The organism is Serratia sp. Z4 (genome assembly GCF_009900725.1).
Lineage (GTDB): Bacteria > Pseudomonadota > Gammaproteobacteria > Enterobacterales > Enterobacteriaceae > Serratia > Serratia nematodiphila.
In genome coordinates, this window is record NZ_JAAABD010000004.1 from 326,617 (window position 1) to 343,762 (window position 17,146).

General features: G+C 61.9%; 17 protein-coding genes. 7 read left to right on the forward strand and 10 right to left on the reverse strand.

The features are described from left to right. Positions 1 to 62: 62 nt before the first annotated feature. A complete protein-coding gene (gene dusA, locus GT753_RS17455) occupies positions 63 to 1,073 on the reverse strand; it encodes a tRNA dihydrouridine(20/20a) synthase DusA (protein ID WP_160125798.1) in 1,011 nt (336 codons plus the stop codon). Positions 1,074 to 1,275: 202 nt separating this feature from the next. On the opposite strand from dusA, the gene GT753_RS17460 reads away from it, so the two are divergent. Together GT753_RS17460 and GT753_RS17465 are read left to right on the forward strand one after the other, a co-directional pair. Beyond that, positions 1,276 to 1,809, forward strand: coding sequence for a tetratricopeptide repeat protein (locus tag GT753_RS17460; RefSeq protein ID WP_088381958.1), 534 nt, complete (start codon positions 1,276 to 1,278; stop codon positions 1,807 to 1,809). Positions 1,810 to 1,827: 18 nt separating this feature from the next. Then, on the forward strand, positions 1,828 to 2,373 hold the full coding sequence (locus GT753_RS17465; protein ID WP_088381959.1) for an RNA polymerase sigma factor: 546 nt from the start codon (positions 1,828 to 1,830) through the stop codon (positions 2,371 to 2,373). Between the two features lie 30 nt (positions 2,374 to 2,403). Here GT753_RS17465 and GT753_RS17470 read toward each other — a convergent pair whose 3' ends face one another. After that, on the reverse strand, positions 2,404 to 2,976 hold the full coding sequence (locus GT753_RS17470) for a sugar O-acetyltransferase (protein WP_004936750.1): 573 nt from the start codon (positions 2,974 to 2,976) through the stop codon (positions 2,404 to 2,406). 245 nt (positions 2,977 to 3,221) lie between these two features. Between GT753_RS17470 and zur the strand changes: the two genes are divergently transcribed. Beyond that, positions 3,222 to 3,734: a zinc uptake transcriptional repressor Zur gene (gene zur, locus GT753_RS17475; RefSeq protein ID WP_015379223.1), complete on the forward strand. Its 513-nt coding sequence runs from the start codon at positions 3,222 to 3,224 to the stop codon at positions 3,732 to 3,734. 102 nt (positions 3,735 to 3,836) lie between these two features. On the opposite strand, the gene GT753_RS17480 is transcribed toward zur, so the two are convergent. From GT753_RS17480 to GT753_RS17495, 4 genes are all read right to left on the reverse strand, one after another. Continuing rightward, the gene (locus GT753_RS17480) at positions 3,837 to 4,046 is read right to left on the reverse strand and encodes a CsbD family protein (RefSeq protein WP_004936743.1); all 210 of its coding nucleotides are present in this window, start codon (positions 4,044 to 4,046) and stop codon (positions 3,837 to 3,839) included. Between the two features lie 314 nt (positions 4,047 to 4,360). Beyond that, positions 4,361 to 5,698 carry an MATE family efflux transporter DinF gene (gene dinF, locus GT753_RS17485; protein WP_004936740.1) on the reverse strand — a complete coding sequence of 446 codons (1,338 nt, stop codon included), beginning with the start codon at positions 5,696 to 5,698 and terminating at the stop codon, positions 4,361 to 4,363. 103 nt (positions 5,699 to 5,801) lie between these two features. Beyond that, on the reverse strand, positions 5,802 to 6,410 hold the full coding sequence (lexA, locus tag GT753_RS17490; protein WP_004936736.1) for a transcriptional repressor LexA: 609 nt from the start codon (positions 6,408 to 6,410) through the stop codon (positions 5,802 to 5,804). A gap of 102 nt (positions 6,411 to 6,512) precedes the next feature. Next, the gene (locus tag GT753_RS17495; protein ID WP_015379225.1) at positions 6,513 to 6,881 is read right to left on the reverse strand and encodes a diacylglycerol kinase; all 369 of its coding nucleotides are present in this window, start codon (positions 6,879 to 6,881) and stop codon (positions 6,513 to 6,515) included. A gap of 148 nt (positions 6,882 to 7,029) precedes the next feature. On the opposite strand from GT753_RS17495, the gene plsB reads away from it, so the two are divergent. Continuing rightward, the gene (plsB, locus tag GT753_RS17500) at positions 7,030 to 9,495 is read left to right on the forward strand and encodes a glycerol-3-phosphate 1-O-acyltransferase PlsB (RefSeq protein ID WP_031300261.1); all 2,466 of its coding nucleotides are present in this window, start codon (positions 7,030 to 7,032) and stop codon (positions 9,493 to 9,495) included. 66 nt (positions 9,496 to 9,561) lie between these two features. On the opposite strand, the gene ubiA is transcribed toward plsB, so the two are convergent. Next, a complete protein-coding gene (ubiA, locus tag GT753_RS17505; RefSeq protein ID WP_015379227.1) occupies positions 9,562 to 10,434 on the reverse strand; it encodes a 4-hydroxybenzoate octaprenyltransferase in 873 nt (290 codons plus the stop codon). Between the two features lie 17 nt (positions 10,435 to 10,451). Then, complete coding sequence (ubiC, locus tag GT753_RS17510) at positions 10,452 to 10,967, reverse strand: chorismate lyase (RefSeq protein WP_015379228.1); 516 nt, start codon at positions 10,965 to 10,967, stop codon at positions 10,452 to 10,454. Positions 10,968 to 11,359: 392 nt separating this feature from the next. On the opposite strand from ubiC, the gene GT753_RS17515 reads away from it, so the two are divergent. The 3 genes from GT753_RS17515 to GT753_RS17525 are packed head-to-tail and all read left to right on the forward strand — an operon-like array spanning position 11,360 to position 14,774. Beyond that, a complete protein-coding gene (locus GT753_RS17515; protein ID WP_015379229.1) occupies positions 11,360 to 12,742 on the forward strand; it encodes an MFS transporter in 1,383 nt (460 codons plus the stop codon). Between the two features lie 24 nt (positions 12,743 to 12,766). Next, positions 12,767 to 13,768, forward strand: coding sequence for a LacI family DNA-binding transcriptional regulator (locus GT753_RS17520; RefSeq protein WP_049189126.1), 1,002 nt, complete (start codon positions 12,767 to 12,769; stop codon positions 13,766 to 13,768). Positions 13,769 to 13,790: 22 nt separating this feature from the next. Further along, a complete protein-coding gene (locus tag GT753_RS17525) occupies positions 13,791 to 14,774 on the forward strand; it encodes a nucleoside hydrolase (RefSeq protein ID WP_156866305.1) in 984 nt (327 codons plus the stop codon). A gap of 55 nt (positions 14,775 to 14,829) precedes the next feature. Here GT753_RS17525 and malM read toward each other — a convergent pair whose 3' ends face one another. Both malM and GT753_RS17535 read right to left on the reverse strand, forming a co-directional pair. Beyond that, entirely contained in the window at positions 14,830 to 15,735 is a 906-nt protein-coding gene (gene malM / locus GT753_RS17530; RefSeq protein ID WP_021505144.1) for a maltose operon protein MalM, read from the reverse strand. A gap of 97 nt (positions 15,736 to 15,832) precedes the next feature. Next, complete coding sequence (locus GT753_RS17535) at positions 15,833 to 17,122, reverse strand: maltoporin (RefSeq protein WP_015379233.1); 1,290 nt, start codon at positions 17,120 to 17,122, stop codon at positions 15,833 to 15,835. Positions 17,123 to 17,146 lie beyond the last annotated feature (24 nt).

A 17,146-nucleotide genomic window follows, 5' to 3' on the forward strand; every position in this document is an offset into this window, starting at 1 on the left:
GGCATCCGGCAGCGCGCCAAATGCCTGGTGAAAAAGACTAACTGTTGGTCAAATTTTTTCGGCTACGCCATTTCGACACGCGGCTGGCGCACCAGCGCCAGCGCCTGCTCCACCACCCGCGCATCGGCGCCCTGCTTGTGGGCGTTCTCGCTCAGATGGCGACGCCACTGGCGCGCGCCCGGCACGCCCTGGAACAGACCGAGGATATGGCGAGTAATGTGGCCGAGATAGGTGCCGTTGGACAGCTCGCGCTCAATATACGGATACAGCGCTTCGACGATCGCCACGCTGTCCGGCACCGCGGTCTGCGCGCCGAACAGTTCGCTGTCGACCCGCGCCAGGATGCCCGGATTCTGGTAAGCCTCGCGCCCCATCATCACGCCGTCCAGATGCTGCAAGTGCTGTTGCGCCTCTTCCAGCGTTTTCACCCCGCCGTTGATGGCGATGGTCAGCGCCGGGAAATCCCGCTTCAGCTGATAAACGCGCGGGTAGTCCAGCGGCGGCACTTCGCGGTTCTCTTTCGGGCTGAGGCCGGAGAGCCAGGCTTTGCGAGCGTGGATGGTGAACATGTCGCACTCGCCACGCCCGGCGACGGTCTGGATAAAGTCGCACAGGAAAGCGTAGCTGTCCTGATCGTCAATGCCGATGCGGGTCTTCACCGTCACCGGAATCGATACGACGTCGCGCATCGCCTTGATGCAGTCGGCGACCAGCGTCGCCTGCCCCATCAGGCAGGCGCCGAACATACCGTTTTGCACCCGATCGGACGGACAGCCGACGTTGAGGTTAATCTCGTCATAACCGCGCTGCTCCGCCAGTTTGGCGCAGTGCGCCAGCGCGGCCGGATCGCTGCCGCCCAGCTGCAGCGCCACCGGATGCTCTTCTTCGCTATAGGCCAGATAGTCGCCCTTGCCGTGGATGATCGCGCCGGTGGTCACCATTTCGGTGTACAACAGCGTTTCCTTGGTCAGCAGGCGGTGGAAGTAACGGCAATGACGATCGGTCCAGTCGAGCATTGGCGCGATGGAGAAGCGATTGGCGGCGTAGGTTGGGGCGTGGTTGTCTTTCGTCATGCTGAGTTACTGGCTACCTGAGTCTGTCTGGGTTCAACGAACGGCGCGCGGCCGCAAACGGCTATTATAACGACAATCGACGCCGTTGGGAAAACCGCCTTGCCGGTGGCGTAAATAAGCGGGAGTAAGGCGAATAAATTCACTCGTTCAGGTGTTATCTCATTACGGGCGCGCACGGCGCCTCTGCCTTGAGGACACAACCATGAACAGCTTCATTAAACGCCTGCTGGCATCGGCCATTGCCGGCTGCCTGCTGTTTTCCGGCGCGGCGCTGGCGATGGGCGGCGACGGCAGCGGTCAAACCCCGCCGACCTGTCCGAAAGGCCAGGTTTACGACAGTAAAACCCAGACCTGCACGGTGGATAAAGGCAGCAAAGTCGACGACGCCGACCGCACTAACTATGCCTATGCACTGGCGAAAAGCGGCCGCTATCAGGAAGCGATCGATATGCTCAACACGCTGCAAAATCCCAACACCGCCGTCGCACTGAATTATCGCGGCTACGCCACGCGCAAACTGGGCCGCACCGATGAGGGTATCGGCTATTATTTAAAATCAGTGGCCCTCGATCCGAAATACCCCAAAGTGCGCGAGTACCTTGGGGAAGCCTATATGCTGAAAGGGCGGCCCGACCTGGCGCGCCAACAGCTGCAGGTGATCCAGTCGCTGTGCGGCACCGGGTGCGAGGAGTACCGAGATTTGGCGGCGGCCATCGACCGCCATCCGGAATCTTGATCCGACGCGCCTGCGGAGGTGACTATCAGCGGCGATGCGATACGCGATGAACTCGGCCACTATCTCTCCCGCCTGTGGCGCTATGCGCTGGTGCTTTCGCACCGGCGGGATGTCGCCGACGACCTGGTGCAGGCAACCTGCGTGCGTGCGCTGGAACGCGCCGCGCAATTCACCCCCGGTTCACACCTGGATCGCTGGTTGTTCTCCATCTTGCACTCTATTTGGCTCAATGAAGTTCGCGCCCAGCATCGTCGTCAGGGGCAAGGCTGCATGGCGGCGGAAGAGCTTGGCGATGCGGACAACGGTGAACAGCCGGTCTGGCTCAATGAAGTGATGCGGCGCGTAAGCCGGTTGCCGGCGGCCCAGCGCAACGCGCTGTTTCTGGTGTATGTCGAAGGGCTGTCCTACCGGGAAGCGGCGAAAGTGCTGGCGGTGCCAATCGGCACCGTCATGAGCCGCCTTGCGGCCGCACGCCTGGCCTTGGCCGATGACCGCCAGTTGCCAAACGACGATTCGCACCGTAAGAAGCCCCCTCCTCCGCCCTTGCCCCGCACTCGCCGATAAACCGCTGGCCGCCAATTCGTGTTAAGCGGCCTATTCCAACGCGCGGATAACCCGGCACGGCTGCCCCAGCGCCAGCACATTGGCCGGAATGTCGCCGGTGACGATGCTGCCCGCGCCGATGGTCGTGCCGTCACCGATGGTCACTCCCGGCAGGATCACCACGTTGCCGCCGATCCACACGTTGCTGCCGATAGACACCGGCTGCGCCGAGGTGCGGAAAGGAAAAGCCGGGTCACCGGTAAAGCGTTCACCGGCCTTCAGCGGATGACTCGGCGTGTAGATTTGTACGTTGGGGCCGATCAGCGTGTTGTCGCCGATGGTGATGGTGTTGCAGTCGAGGAACACCGCATTGACGTTGATAAAACAGTTTTTACCGATGCGGACATGCTGCCCGTAGTCGCACCAGAATGGCGTTTCGATCCAGCTCGCCTCACCCCAGTTGCCGAACAGCTCGCCGAGCAGGCGATTTTTCTCGTCCGCCTGATGCGAGTCCAGCGCCCCCAGGCTTTTGGTCAACGCCCTCGCCCGATGGTACAGGGCGATCAGTTCTTCATCGCGGCTGTTGTATTCCAGGCCGCTTAACAGCTTCTCTCTTTCCGTCATCACACAGGGCTCCAGCTCATCACGCGGGTGAAAGGCTTTATACCGCTCTCGTCCCCCGCTCTCCAGCGCTAAAACCGGCAACGTTGATCTACCGCCCGGCGGAGGGGAAAAGTTGTGATGCATCTCTCTTTTAGCGCACTCAGCGCGCCTTTCTCTGCGCTATCCTCAGGGGAAAAGGGGGCAACTATCGGCGATTCGCCGTAATCATGGTAAAATCGGCTTTTTTACGTACCGGGATATTTGCGATGAACTCAACCACCCAGGAAAAGCTGCTGGCGCAGGCGGAACGCCTCTGCCAGCAACGCAATGTGCGATTGACGCCGCAACGGCTGGAAGTGCTGCGTCTGATGACTCAGCAACCCGGTGCAATCAGCGCTTATGACCTGCTCGATCTGCTGCGCGTCGCCGAACCGCAGGCCAAGCCGCCGACGGTCTACCGCGCGCTGGATTTTCTGCTGGAGCAAGGGTTTATCCATAGGGTGGAGTCCGCCAACAGCTACGTGCTGTGCCACCACTTCGAACAGCCGATGCATACGTCCGCGCTGTTTATCTGCGATCGCTGCGGCCAGGTGACCGAACGCACCACCGAAGGCGTGGAGGAGACGCTGCAGAAGCTGGCGCAGGAAGCCGGATTTGCGCTGCGGCACAGCGTGGTGGAAGCGCACGGCCTGTGCGCCGGTTGCGTTGAAGTTGAAGCTTGTGACAGCAAGCATGACTGCGCCGAACACGATCACAGCATCGCCATCAAGAAGAAGTAAGACGAAGTCAGGTACTTCCCTGTACCTGCGGCCGGGGCGCCATAGGATGGAGCGACGCCGGCCTGCGCTGTTGCCGGCCGCCGTCAGTGGCGGCCCTGCGTGTTACCAGCGGTGTTTGGTGTGATCTTCCCAGGCCTTCACCTCTTTTTCGGCCGCCTCTTTCTGGTAACCGTAGCGCTCCTGAATTTTGCCGACCAGCTGTTCGCGTTTCCCTTCGATGACCGTCAGATCGTCATCGGTCAGCTTGCCCCATTTCTCTTTCACTTTGCCTTTCAGCTGCTTCCAGTTACCGTCGGCTTGATCTTTATTCATAGTCTCTCCGTTAACCTGTGGTGAATCAGTGATCCCTGTCGCCGGCCGGGGTTAACCAGAAGTTTTTCTGGCTGATGCTCCCTTCACCTTAAGAAGCACCGCTCCCCTTCATTTACCAGCCACATGATTCATTCTAGTTAAACATGGAAATAAAAAAGCCAAAACACAGGATAAAAAACCATTAACAAACAAGATAAAAACAAAAAACGCTAACAAACAACGAACTAACGCGAACAGACCAAGGCTGAAAACATGTAAGCAAACATGATCAAATCATAAAAAAAACTAATCATTAACCCAACAAGACGTCCGGTTTAATGGGCAGTAAACCAGCTGCCGCGCACCTGGTGACGGTGCCAAATCCAGCCCAATGCCAGGCCGCGCAGCGCCAGAAACACCGCCAGCGCCAGCCAAAGCCCGTGGTTGCCAAGCAGCGGCACGCTGAACAGCGCAATACCATATCCCGCCGCGGCCACCGCCATGCTGTTGCGCATCTCGGCGCCGCGCGTGGCGCCGATAAACATGCCGTCCAGCAAATAGCACCACACCCCAACCAGCGGCAGAATGACCTGCCAGGGTAAATAATGGGCGGCCAACGCACGCAGTTCCGGCAAAGAGGTCAAGGCTGCCACGATCTGCTGGCCGGTAACGGCATACGCCAGGCCGAAGGCCAACGCGACCAGCCCTGCCTGCCTGCAGGCCGCGTGCCACACCTTGCGCAGTTGGCTGTCGTCCCGGGCGCCGTAGGCGTGGCCCGAATGAGCTTCCACCGCATAAGCGAAACCGTCGAGCGCATAGGCGGTGAACGTCAGCAGATTCATCAATACCGCATTGACCGCCACCACCTCGCTTCCCAGGCGAGCGCCGAAAATGGTCAACGACGCAAAGCACAGTTGCAGCAACAATGAGCGCAGCATGATGTCGCGGTTGAGCGCCAGCAGGCGACGCAGATCGCCACGCCAGGCCTGGCGCAGCATCTGCAGGGTAATACCGCGCAGGCGCATCACCCGCCACGCCAACCACAGGCCGAGCAGCAGCGTAGCGTATTCGGCGATGGCGGTTGCCGCCGCCGCCCCCCGCACATTCCAGCCCAGGCCCATCACCAGCCAGATATCCAGCACGATGTTCAGCAGGTTGCCGACGATCAGCAGGATCACCGGCGCCCGCACGTACTGTACGCCAAGCAGCCAGCCCAGCAGCACCAGGTTGGCCAGCGCCGCCGGGGCGCTTAACCAGCGGATCTCAAGAAAACGCCGCGCCTGTTCCAGCACGTCGGCATCGCCGCCGACGATCCGCAGCGCCAGTTCGATCAGCGGATAGCGCAGCAGGACGATCGCCACCCCGGCCAACAGCGCCAGCAGCAGCGGTTGCATAAAGGCGCGCGCCAGCGCCTGGGGGTTCTGCGCCCCCAGCGCTTGCGCCGCCAGGCCGGTAGTGCTCATGCGCAGGAACAGCAGCAGCATGAACAGGAAGCTGGTCGCCACCGCACCGATCGCCACGCCCCCCAGATAAATGGGGCTGTCGAGGTGGCCGATCACCGCGGTGTCCACCAACCCGAGCAGCGGCACGGTAATATTGGAGAAGATCATCGGCAGGGCGAGGCGCCACAGGGCTTTATCGGTGTCGCTGGTGAAAGCGGAAATCAGGCGCATGATGGGATGTTCCTGTGACTGAGTGACAAAGGGCGAAGTCAGAAACAAAAACGCCCCAAAACAGGGGCGATTGATACAGGGAGCGGCGGTGATGGCGCGGCGATTAAATCCAGTCGCCGTTGCGGATCACGCCGACCGCCAGCCCTTCGATAGTGAAATTCTGCTGACGCAGATCGACCACGATCGGTTGGAATTCGTTGTTCTCCGGCAGCAGTTCAACCACGTTGCCGTGCTTTTTCAAGCGCTTGACCGTCACTTCGTCTTCGATCCGCGCGACCACGACCTGGCCGTTGCGCACGTCTTGCGTTTTGTGCACCGCCAGCAGATCGCCGTCCAGAATGCCAATGTCGCGCATTGACATGCCGTTCACCCGCAGCAGGAAATCGGCGCTCGGTTTAAACAGGGAAGGATCCACCTGGTAGTGCCCTTCGATGTGCTGCTGCGCCAGCAGCGGCTCGCCGGCGGCGACGCGGCCGATCAGCGGCAGCCCTTCTTCTTCTTCCATCAGCAGACGGATACCGCGCGAGGCACCGGAGACGATTTCGATCACGCCTTTGCGTGCCAGCGCCTTCAGGTGCTCTTCGGCGGCGTTAGGCGAACGGAACCCCAGACGCATCGCGATCTCGGCACGCGTTGGCGGCATGCCCGTTTGCGAAATGTGCTCGCGAATCAGATCGTAGACCTCTTGCTGTCTGGTAGTTAGTGCTTTCATTCCGCCCCCTGTTTGTTTATACAGTCTTGCTGTGAGTATATACAGGTAAGCGCGGATTGGGAACCGAAGAATAAATAAAAATCAGTCAGTAGGCGCTTTTCGTCAGCCGAAATGCTGCCATAAGACCGTGCCCCAAACGAACAGCGCCAGCACGATCGCCAGCGACACCGCCGCCGATCCCATGTCCTTGGCCCGCCCGGACAGCTCGTGATGTTCGCTGCCGATGCGATCCACCACCGCCTCGATCGCGCTGTTCAGGATCTCGACGATCATCACCAGCGCTACCGATCCGATCAATAAAATGCGCGCTATCGCACCCACATCCAGCCAGACAGCCAGTATGATAGCCAGAAGGGTGACCACCAGTTCCTGGCGGAAAGCCGCTTCGTGCTGCCAGGCGGCGGATAGCCCTTTATAAGAATAGCCGGCTGCCTTGATGATGCGGGTCAGTCCGGTTGCTTGGTTTGCCATGTTTTCGTGCCTTTCTCAGAGGTCGGTCATAATAAAAAGAGTCTAGAACAGTCCGCGCTGACGGCTCTCGGTTTTCGAACACCACAGATCTGCTACCCGGTTTCTGGTATGCTTGCGGCGCATTGCTAACAAGAGGCTTCACGTTGTTATGTCAGGTTGGCGTAAAATTTATTATAAAATATTGAATTTACCACTTAAATTGTTGGTAAGAAGTAAGGTCATCCCTTCAGATCCGGTTACCGAGCTAGGGTTGGATCCCTCACGGCCGATTTTGTATGTTTTACCTTACAATTCCAAGGCGGATTTGCTGACGCTGCGCACCCAGTGCCTGGCGCAGGATCTGCCCGATCCGCTCAACTCGCTGGAGATCGACGGCACCGTGCTGCCGAGCTACGTGTTCATTCACGACGGCCCGCGCGTATTCCGCTATTACACCCCAAAAGAAGAGTCGGTAAAGCTGTTCCACGACTATCTGGATCTGCATCGCAGCAACCCGGATCTCGACATTCAGATGCTGCCGGTTTCGGTGATGTTCGGCCGTTCGCCGGGCCGCGAAGGCCACGGCACGCCGCACCTGCGTCTGTTGAACGGCGTGCAGAAATTCTTCGCCGTGCTGTGGCTCGGCCGCGACAGCTTCGTGCGTTTCTCCAACACCGTGTCGCTGCGCCGCATGGCTACCGAACACGGCACGGATAAAACCATCGCGCAGAAACTGGCGCGCGTGGCGCGCATGCACTTCTCGCGTCAGCGCCTGGCCGCGGTGGGCCCGAGTCTGCCGGCCCGTCAGGATCTGTTCAACAAGCTGTTGGCGTCCAAAGCGATCGAAAAAGCGGTCGAGGACGAAGCGCGCAGCAAGAAGATCTCGCACGAGAAGGCCCAGCAGAACGCCATCGCGCTGATGGAAGAGATCGCCGCCGACTTCTCCTACGAAACCGTGCGCCTGTCCGACCGCGTGCTGAGCTGGACCTGGAACCGGCTGTATCAGGGCATCAACGTCACCAACGCCGAGCGCGTGCGCCAGCTGGCGCAGGACGGCCACGAGATCGTCTACGTGCCCTGCCACCGCAGCCACATGGACTATCTGCTGCTGTCGTACGTGCTGTATCACCAGGGCCTGGTGCCGCCGCACATCGCTGCGGGCATCAACCTCAACTTCTGGCCGGCGGGCCCGATCTTCCGTCGCCTGGGCGCGTTCTTCATCCGCCGCACCTTTAAAGGCAACAAGCTGTATTCGACGGTGTTCCGTGAATACCTCGGCGAGCTGTTCACCCGCGGTTACTCGGTGGAATATTTCGTGGAAGGCGGCCGTTCCCGCACCGGGCGTTTGCTGGAGCCGAAGACCGGCACCCTGTCGATGACCATCCAGGCGATGCTGCGCGGCGGCACCCGTCCGATCACGCTGGTGCCGATTTACATCGGTTACGAACACGTGATGGAAGTGGGTACCTACGCCAAAGAGCTGCGCGGCGCCACCAAGGAAAAAGAGAGCCTGCCGCAGATGCTGCGCGGCCTGCGCAAGCTGCGCAACCTGGGCCAGGGATACGTCAACTTCGGCGAACCGCTGCCATTGACGGCTTACCTCAACCAGAACGTGCCGCAGTGGCGCGAATCGATCGATCCGATCGAGGCTCAGCGTCCAAGCTGGCTGACGCCGACGGTCAACGATCTGGCCGGCCAGATCATGGTGCGCATCAACAATGCCGCCGCAGCCAACGCCATGAACCTGTGTTCCACCGCGCTGCTGGCCTCGCGTCAGCGTTCGCTGACCCGCGAGCAGCTGGTCGAGCAGCTCGAGTGCTACCTGCAGCTGATGCGCAACGCGCCTTACGCGCGTGACGTCACCGTGCCGACGCAAACGCCGGATGAGCTGCTGGATCACGCGCTGAACATGAACAAGTTCGAGGTGGAGAAGGACAGCATCGGCGACATCATCATCCTGCCGCGCGAGCAGGCGGTGCTGATGACCTATTACCGCAACAACATCCACCATCTGCTGGTGTTGCCGTCGCTGATCGCCAGCATCGTGATGCATCATCGCCGGGTGTCGCGCGCCGAGCTGCTGCGCCAGATCGGCATGATCTACCCGATGCTGAAAGCCGAGCTGTTCCTGCATAACGACAAGGAACAGCTGCCGGAGGTGCTGCGGCCGATGATCGACGAGCTGATCCGTCAACAGCTGATCTGCGACAAAGGCGACGATCTGGTGCTCAACCCGGCGCGCATTCGCCCGCTGCAGCTGCTGGCCGCCGGGGTGCGCGAAACCCTGCAACGCTACGCCATCACCATGTCGATCCTCAGCGCCAACCCGAGCATCAACCGCGGCGCGCTGGAGAAAGAGAGCCGCATCATGGCGCAACGTCTGTCGGTGCTGCACGGCATCAATGCGCCGGAGTTCTTCGACAAGGCGGTGTTCTCCACCCTGGTGGCGACGCTGCGTGAAGAAGGCTACATCAACGACAGCGGCGATGCGATCCGCGAGCACACCCTCGAGGTGTACAGCATGCTGAGCGATCTGATCACGCCGGAAATCAAGCTGACCATCGAAAGCGTCAACATGCCGGAAGAGACCAACGCTCTGCCGCAAACCGATGCGGAAGAAGAGAAAGACGAGTGATTTCGCCCGGCGCGGAAACACAAAAGGCACCCCTTGGGGTGCCTTTTTTCTTGCGGCAGGGAACCGTTACGCCGGCAGATAGCTCAGCGCGATGCCGATAAACACCACCAGCCCGACATAGTTGTTCTGCAGAAAGGCCTTGAAGCAGGCGTCGCGCTCGCGCCCGGCGATCTGCTTCTGCTGGTGAATGAACAGTGCGCCCGCCAGCAGCAGCGACCAGTAAAACGCGCCGCCGAGCTGCGCCAGATAACCGACCCACACCAGCAGCAACAACGTCGCGAACTGCAACAGCCCGACGATCAGCTTGTCATAACGCCCGAACAGGATAGCGGTGGACTTGATGCCGATTTTCAGATCATCGTCGCGATCGACCATCGCATACAGCGTGTCATAGGCCACCGTCCAGCAGATGTTCGCCAGCAGCAGCAGCCAGCAGCTGAGCGGCAGCGATTCGCTGACCGCCGCATAGCCCATCGGAATGCCCCAGCCGAACGCGGCGCCCAGCACGAACTGCGGCAGGTTGGTCACCCGCTTCATAAACGGATACACCCAGGCCAGCGCCAGCGCCGCCAGAGACAGCCAGATGGTCATCGCATTCAGCGTCAACACCAGGCAGAACGAGATCAGCACCAGCACCACGAACAGCACCTTGGCCTCTTTCGCGCTCACCCGGCCGCTCGGCATCGGCCGCCCGGCGGTGCGTTTCACGTAGCCGTCCACCGCGCGATCGGCATAGTCATTCACCACGCAGCCGGCGGCGCGCATCAGGAACACGCCGAGCACGAACACCACCAGAATCGACAGCGGCGGCACGCCTTTTCCGGCCAGCCACAGTGCCCACAGCGTCGGCCACAACAGCAACAGCGTGCCAATCGGTTTATCAATGCGCATCAAATGGCTGTAAGCCCGCCATTTACTTTGAGTCACGCTTCCCTCCAACGTCTTGCTCTCCTCTCTTATGCGGGGACCGCTGAATACAGCGGCGAAGCCGGTAAAAACAGTTCGGTCAGCAGCAGCGGCTTGCCCGCCAGCCGCAACCGTGAACGACGCGCCCACAGCGCATCCTGTCGGCCGATATGGATATAGTCGCGGGTCAGATCGCCGCTGCTGAACAAATAGCGCCCCAGCGGCAGCGTCCCCAGATCCACCAGCGCCTGGTCGGGGCCGGTCAGCGTATGTTCCGGGATCACCGTGCGCCCCAGCAGCCAGGGCTGGCCGTCGCCCAGCAGCACCACTTCGCGCAGCCAGTAGCGCGGGCTATCGGGCAGGTGGTTCGCCTCGTCGCCCAGCGCCTCGCGCGTGACGAAGCATTCGCGCTGCGGTTCAACGCGCACCTGGGCGCAATGGCGTTCAAATCGTCGGGTCATGGAGCCTAACTCCATCAGCCAGTCGCTGACGGCGGCGGGCGCCGGAGGATCCTGTTCGGATAACCACTCCAGCGGCGGCAGGATGGAATCCCTGATGCCAGACATTGCTTTACTCCTCGCCTGAACCGCAGCCGGTACGGCGCGCCAGACGATACAAACTGTTAACAGGCCCCCATTGTAGCGCAGAAATGCGAAAGCGGCAGGCTGATTCGTGGCGAAAACGGCAGGTCTGTCGGCCGGAAAAACCGGGGTTCTGTCATCTTTTTGCCATCCGCATTCTCTATCTTCATTTCCCGGCGCGCTGACGATTCTGTGATCGCCCGCAAAGTTTCAGCTTCCTCGCGTTGTGTTATCTACGCGCGTAGATACCCTGATACGGCAGCGTTGAATCGCCATGCGTCCGACATGATTTGTCGGCACACCTTTGTTGCCGGCACCAGGGAAACCATCTTTAACCGCGCCCCTCCAGGCGCAGAATAAAAGAGGATAGCACTGCCATGAGCGAAACAACGCTTGCCCCTTCACAGACCGCCGACGCCGCGCTGGCGGCCGATGAACGCCTGGCAACCAAAGAGGGGCGCAGCCAATTTTGGCGCGCCACCTTCTCCTGCTGGCTCGGCACCGCCATGGAATACGTCGACTTCGCGCTGTACGGCCTGGCGGCCGGCATGGTGTTCGGCGACGTGTTCTTCCCCGAAGCCACGCCGCTGGTGGCGTTGCTGGCCAGCTTCGCCACCTACTCCGTCGGCTTCGTCGCGCGGCCGATCGGCGCGCTGGTGTTCGGCTGGATCGGCGATCGCAAAGGCCGCCGCGTGGTGCTGATCACCACCGTGGCGCTGATGGGCCTCTCCACCACATTGATCGGCCTGATCCCGCCCTATGCGCAAATCGGCGTCTGGGCGCCCGCCTGCCTGGTGATCCTGCGCTTCGCGCAGGGGTTCGGCGCCGGTGCGGAGCTGTCCGGCGGGGCGGTGATGCTGGCGGAATACGCGCCGGCCAAGCGGCGCGGGCTGGTGGCGTCGATCATCGCCATAGGCTCCAACAGTGGCACCCTGCTGGCGTCGCTGGTGTGGCTGCTGGTATTGCAGCTCGACAAGGAAGACCTGATGAGCTGGGGCTGGCGCATTCCGTTCCTCGCCAGCATCCTGATAGCCGGGGTGGCGCTGTATCTGCGCCGCCACGTGCGGGAAACGCCGGTGTTCGAACGCGAGCTGCAGCAAAACCACCAGCGCATGCTGGACGCCGCCCAGGCCGCGCCGGATACGCGCAGCTACCTGCAGCGCACCAAGGCGTTCTGGGTGATGCTCGGCCTGCGCATCGGCGAAAACGGCCCCTCCTACCTGTGCCAGGGCTTTATCGTCGGCTACGTCGCCAAGGTGCTGATGGTCGATAAATCGGTGCCGGCGCTGGCGGTGCTGATCGCCTCACTGTGCGGTTTTCTGGTGATCCCGCTGGCCGGCTGGCTCTCCGATCGTTTCGGCCGCCGCATCACCTACCGGTGGTTCTGCCTGCTGCTGGTGCTGTACGCTTTCCCGGCGTTCTGGTTGCTCGACAGCCGTGAGCCGGCGATCGTCATCTCGGTGATCGTGGTCGGCATGTGCATCGCATCGCTGGGGATCTTCGGCGTGCAGGCGGCCTACGGCGTCGAACTGTTCGGCGTGAAGAACCGCTACTCCAAAATGGCGTTCGCCAAGGAGCTCGGGTCGATCCTCTCCGGCGGCACCGCGCCGCTGATCGCCACCGCGCTGCTGTCCGGTTTCGGTCACTGGTGGCCTGTCGCCTGCTATTTTGTTGTAATGGCGGCCATCGGCTTAATCACCACCTTCTTTGCTCCCGAAACCCGCGGCCGCGATCTCAACCTGCCGCAGGATGCCGCGTAGCGGGAAGGCGAACAGGACCTCAATTTGGATAATCACTCCGCGCGCCGCGTTACCCGCGCCGACGTGGCTCGCATAGCGGGCACCTCCGTCGCCGTGGTCAGCTATGTGATCAACAACGGTCCGCGCCCGGTGGCGGAAGCCACCCGGCTGCGCGTGCTGGCGGCGATCGAGCAGACCGGCTACCGGCCGAACGACATCGCGCGAGCGCTGGCCTCCGGCAGCACGCAAACCTACGGGCTGGTGGTGCCGGATATTTCCAACCCGTTCTTCGCCACGCTGGCGCGGGCGCTGCAGCAGGAGGCCTTCAGCCACGGCCGCGTGCTGCTGCTGGGCGACGCCGGCGACGACCGGCAGCGCGAATATGAGCTGATCAACAACCTGCTGCGCCGCCAGGTCGACGGCCTGCTGTACACCAGCGTCGATCGCCATCCGTGGTTCGATCTGATCCGCGCCTCCGGCACGCCCTGCGTGATGATAGATACCATCGACAGCCAGGCCGGCGTCTGCGCCATTCGCGTCGACGAGCGCGACGCCGCCTGCCAGGCGACCCGCCATCTGCTGCAGCACGGCTATCGCGACATCGGCATTTTTATCGGCCCGCTGACCATGCTCAACGCACAGGATCGCCTGAACGGCTGGCGCGATGCGCTGCTGGAAGCGGGCATCGCGCCGCGCGACGAATGGATTTTCGAGGTGCCCTACACCCGCCAGGGCGGTTACCAGGCCACCCAGCGCCTGGTGCAAGGCCCGCGCCCGCGCGCCGTTTTCACCTCTAACGAGCAGCAGGCGCTCGGCTGCCTGTCGGCGCTGGCGGAACATGGGCTGCGCGCGCCGGGCGATCTGGCGCTGATCTGTTTTAACGGCACGCAGCAATCCGAATTCAGCGTGCCGCCGCTCAGCGCGGTCGAGCAGCCGATCGACGCCATGGCCAAGCGGGCCATCGCCATGCTGGCCGCCGGCGCCGCGCCCGCCGAGCTGCATGAATTCGCTTTTCAACTGCGCATCCGCCACTCGTGCGGCTGTTAGCGGTTTTTCAGGACACCTTACTATGCGTTTAATCATTGATTGCGATCCCGGCAACGGCGTTCCCGGCGCCAACGTCGATGACGGTCTGGCGCTGGCTCTGGCGCTGGCGGCCAAACCGCAGCTGCAACTGGAGCTGATCAGCATCGTGGCCGGCAATACCCCGCGTGAAGTGGGCTTCGCCGTCGCCTCCGATCTGCTGGCGCAGAGCGGCTACCGGGTACCGGTCGCCCTCGGCGCGGCGCGCGCCCTGAGCGAGCCGCCGGAGCCGTGGCGCGCACATCTGGACCACCCGATCGCCGATCCTCAGCTGGCGGCGCTGTGGCGCGACTTGCCCGCCCCCTCGCTGGCCAACGCGCCCGCACCGGACGCCGCCATCGCCATCGGCGAACTGATCTGCCGGCATCCCGGCGAGATCACGCTGGCGGCGATCGGCCCGCTGACCAACGTTGCGCACGCCATGCAGCTTTACCCGCAGATGGCGCAGGCGGTGAAAGAGATCGTGATCATGGGCGGCGTGTTCAACGTCGAAGGATACATCAAGGACACCAATTTTGGTTTGGATCCGGAAGCGGCGCGGCTGGTGTTGAACAGCGGTGCCAATATCACGCTGGCGCCGCTGGACGTCACCACCCAGACCATGCTGACCCAGGCGGATCTGGCCGCGCTGACCCAGCCGGATACCCCGCTATGCCGTTATTTGCGCACCACCACGCAGCCGTGGATCGACTATTCGCGCCATACGCGGCGCCTGCCGGGCTGCTGGATCCATGATGCGCTGGTGATCGCCTGGCTGCTGGAACCGCAGTTGGTCACGACCGAAATGTTCCATGTGGATGTGGCGCTGGAAGGGGCGTTGACGCGCGGCAGCTCACGCCGTTGGCGGCCGGGCGGCCTGCGCCTGACGGTCGGTATGCCGCCGCCGCAGGGCAAGCCGGTGCGCATCATGCAGCAGGTGGACAACACCCGTCTGCTGGCGTTGATCGGCGCAACGCTGGCGCGCGGATGAAAAAAGGTGCGCCAAGGCGCACCAATCATCGAGCCAGCATCGGCAGCGCCGGGTGTTACCCCTTGCCTTTAACGCTGCTGATAAACGTTTTACGCGCAGTGGTAGAGCCCAACTTCTCGGCCTCATTCATCAGCTTCAGCGCCTTGTCGATATCGCCCGCCTTCACCGCCTGCTTGATGCCGTTATTGAAGTAGCTTTCGGTATCGTTGAGCATCGGCTCCGCCGGTTTCTCCGGCGTCGGCATCGGTGCCGCCGCCGCGGCCGGGGTGCTCGACCCCACCACCACCGGCGCCACGGTCGGCGCAGGCTGCAGCATGCCGATCATCACGTTGCCGGTGCCCTGTTCAGCGGTGACCTTAAGCTTCAGCGTGCCGGTCGTCGCGTGGCCGGCGATCGGATCCGGGATATCCGGCACCGCGTTGCCCACCCCCTGCGCATAGGCCTTGGCCGGGTTGGTCAGCTGCGTAGTTTTCACCAAATCCTGGCGAGTGGTGTACACCAGCAGGTAAATCTGTTTTTGACCGAGCGCCGGCGTCAGCTTCAGCGTGCCTTCGAGACGATCGGAGGACATCGCCCCCGGCGGCTGGTAAGGGAAATAGCTGCTCGGGTAATACGCCGCCGGGCGCAGATGCTCGTCCAGCACCAGCACGCTCGGCGCGTACAGCGAATTGTTTTTGGCGAGGCTGCTCAGCGTCACTTCCAGCGAACCGCGATCGGCCGGCAACGTATAGGCGGCGATCGCCCCCTGGATCTCGCCCTGATTGAGCTGCGGGCTGACGGCGTCGAGCTTCACCTCTTGCGACACCGGCGGCTGCAACGGCTGCCACGGCAGGCTTTGCAGCGTGGCGGCGCTGATGGCCGGCGCGACGGAAACGTTGGCCGGCGTATCGGCATTGGCCGCCAAAGGCGCGCCAACGGTCAGCGCCAGCGACAGGCAGAGTGACAGCAGATTCTTTTTCATCGTTATATCCTCTTTCAGCGCCGCGATGGATCAGGCAAGAGATCCGGCCGCGGCGAATGCGATTGGGGGAGAGCCTGCGGCCCTCCCCGTCCTGTCGTTACCACCAAATTTCCATCTGGGCGCCGAAGGTGACTTCGTCATCCTTGCCGCGGCTGAAGGTATGCATGCTGGTGTCGTTGTAAGCGGTGCCGGCGTTATACCCGGTATCATCGCCGGTGGCGTAGCCCCACTTCTCATCCCACTTGGCGTAGGTGGCGAACAGGCGGATGGCCGGACGCGACCAGATGCTGTTGCCCGCCTGCCATTGCTGCGCCAGGGTCACTTTATACTGGCCGTTGCGATCGCCGGTGCGCTGGGATTTGACGTTGTCATAGCCGGCTTCCAGCAAGGTGCTCATGATCGGCGTCCATTTGTACATCGGGCGCACGCCCACGGTGTACCAGGTGGTGCCGTTGTTGTTGTCGCGGTCGATGTCCTGGAACATGGCGACGTACATCAGCGCCCATTGATCGTTGAAGTCGATGGCGCCGTGATCCAGCACGCGGATCATCTTGCCGTTGTTATCGATGGTGGCGCCTTCGTTGCGGCCGTTGTTCTGCGAGGTCATCGAGTCGGTGGCGTACTGCAGCACGAACTTGTTGTAACCGTTCAGGATGCTCTGCGTGTGTTCCGCGGTGAACATCCAGCCGTCTTTGCTGGCGCCGTCCGCCAGGCGGTAGTTATCCTGCGCATTGGCGCGGCCGTAGTCCACGCCCAGCTCCAGGGTGCCGCCCGGGTTCAGCTCCAGGCCGGCCAGACGCAGGTCGAAGGTATCGTTGACGGTCGGACGCTGTTTCCATTCGTTATCCAGATAGCCGTAAGAGCCGCCGGATTCGGAGTTGCGGGTCACGGCGGCGGACAGCTTGCCGAAGCCCAGATCGATGTTTTCCAGACCGGCGCCCGGGCCGGAGATATCCCAGTAGTAGAAGTCGATCATGTGAACGTCATGACGCTGATAGAAACGCTTACCGGCCCACAGCGTGGAGCCCGGCAGCCAGTCGATCAGGTTTTTACCCTGCACGTTGACTTCGCGGAAGCCCGGCGTCACGTCTTCCCAGTCGGAACGTTGCGAGACCGAATAGGCCAGGTTGGTGTCGAAATAGAAGCTCTTGTCGCCTTCTTTCCACACTTCCTGCCCCAGTTTCAGTTCGGCGTAGGTTTCACATTCGTTGCCGAGACGGTATTTGCTCGCGGCGCCGGTGGCCTTGAAGCACTGTTGCTCACCGCCGCTGCCGGTCCAGCCGATGCCGGAACGGGCGTAACCGTGAAAATCCACGGCCAGCGCCTGAGTAGAGAGAACACCGGCGGCGACAGCCAGTGCCAGAGGAAGTTTGCGCAGAGTAGTCATCATTATTCTCCTGTTATACCGACT